The organism is Poseidonibacter sp., from assembly GCF_041821165.1.
In the GTDB taxonomy this organism is placed as follows: domain Bacteria; phylum Campylobacterota; class Campylobacteria; order Campylobacterales; family Arcobacteraceae; genus Poseidonibacter.
Genome location: NZ_JBGUES010000271.1, coordinates 1 through 1,811, shown reverse-complemented (window position 1 = coordinate 1,811; position 1,811 = coordinate 1). Strand labels below are relative to the sequence as shown.

At 26.6% G+C, this 1,811-nt stretch carries 2 protein-coding genes; both read left to right on the top strand.

The genetic code is table 11. The annotated features are described in order from the left end of the window. The first annotated feature begins 184 nt into the window (after nt 1-184). The gene (gene radC, locus ACERKK_RS13080; RefSeq protein ID WP_373773514.1) at nt 185-847 is read left to right on the top strand and encodes a DNA repair protein RadC; all 663 of its coding nucleotides are present in this window, start codon (nt 185-187) and stop codon (nt 845-847) included. A gap of 97 nt (nt 848-944) precedes the next feature. After that, nucleotides 945-1,811: N-6 DNA methylase (locus tag ACERKK_RS13075; protein WP_373773513.1), on the top strand; the 867-nt coding region annotated here is incomplete at its 3' end.

Sequence of the window (1,811 nt, the reverse complement as noted above, 5' to 3'; positions counted from 1 at the left end):
CTTAAAAAATATTATATAATAATTACTTAATATGTCATTTATATTAACACCTACTATAAGAATAATCTATATAGTTAAATCTTTATATATTTAAAATATACACTAAACTTAAACTTCTTATTTCTAATATTTAATTATTTAAATAAATTAGCTAAACTTTTCCATACCCTTTTTGGAGAAGTTTATGCAAACTATCAAAAAACTCAATAACCTAGATAAACCAAGAGAAAAACTTTTAAAAAATGGAACACAATCTTTAAAAGATTATGAACTAATGGCAATTATTTTAGGTACAGGTATCAAAGGTAAAGATGTAATAAGCTTATCAAAAGAGCTTATCAAAATACTAGATAAAGAGTTTGAAACACTAAACTTAGAGAAACTTCTGCGTATTCATGGTTTAGGAAAAGCAAAAGCAAGCCAAATATTAAGTGCAATAGAGCTATCAAAAAGATATCTAATCCAAAATCAAAATAAAAAAATAACATCAGCAAAAGATGTATACGCAGAACTTCAAGACTACAAAAACAAACAACAAGAATACTTTTTAGCTATATATTTAGATGGTGCAAACTATATAGTAGATAAAAAAATCATAACAATAGGCACACTAAATCAAAGCTTAGTTCATCCAAGAGAAGTATTCTCTTATGCAATTGAGAAAAGATGTGCAAGTATAATAGTGGCACATAATCACCCAAGTAATACACTTCAAGCAAGTAGTGAAGATATAAATATAACAAAAAGATTACAAGAGTCTGCAAAAATACTAGGAATAGGATTATTAGACCATGTGATTTTTACTAAAGATGGATTTTACTCTTTAAAAGAAGAGGGGATATTTTAGGGATACAAATCCAAAAAATATTATTTTTTGAAGCTTTCTATTTATAAACTTTTAGTAAAATGTCATAAAATTTAATAAAAAATGCAAATGGATATAAATGATAACAAATGAACTAAAAAGTAATGTAGATAAAATATGGGAAACATTTTGGACTGGTGGGATTTCTAATCCTTTGACAGTTATTGAACAATTTACTTACCTTATATTTATACGAAGCTTAGATACTGCTCAAAAGAAAATCACAAAAAAGAAAAGACTTGATTCCTCTATCAAAGATATATTTCCAGAAGATAAACAACATTTAAGATGGGACTCTTTAAAAGATAACACATCAGATGATATGTATAAAATTTTTAAAGATGAAGTATTTGAATTTATAAAAAACTTATCTGATAATCAAAGTTCATTTGCTCACTATATGAAAGATGCAAGTTTTTTAATTCCAAGTCCTAAACTACTACAAAAAGTTGTGGATATGATTCATGAGCTTAATCTTGATGATAAAGATATCAAAGGTGACTTATATGAGTACTTACTTTCAAAACTAGCCAGTGCTGGAACAAACGGACAGTTTAGAACGCCTCGTCATATTATTAAAATGATGACAGAACTAATGCTTAAAAATGCAAATATCACAAAAGAATACAAAATTTACGACCCCGCTTGTGGTACTGCTGGATTTTTAATAAACTCTATAGAATACATAAAAGAAAACAGACCAGAAATTCAAGATGATTTAAATACAAAAGAGTTTGAAAATCTTTTTTATGGAAATGATTTTGATATCTCAATGGCAAGAATTGCATCTATGAATATGATGCTTCACAATATCCAATCAGCACATATTTTAAATACAGATGCACTTTCAAAGTTTGATAAAAATGAAGAAGAAAAATATGATTTAATTTTAGCAAATCCACCTTTTAAAGGTTCACTTGATTTTGATGAAGTAGCAAAACCTATT

Coding starts and splice junctions, on each gene's coding strand:
- radC (WP_373773514.1), top strand. CDS start 185: ATGCAAACTATCAAAAAACTCAATAACCTAGATAAACCAAGAGAAAAA.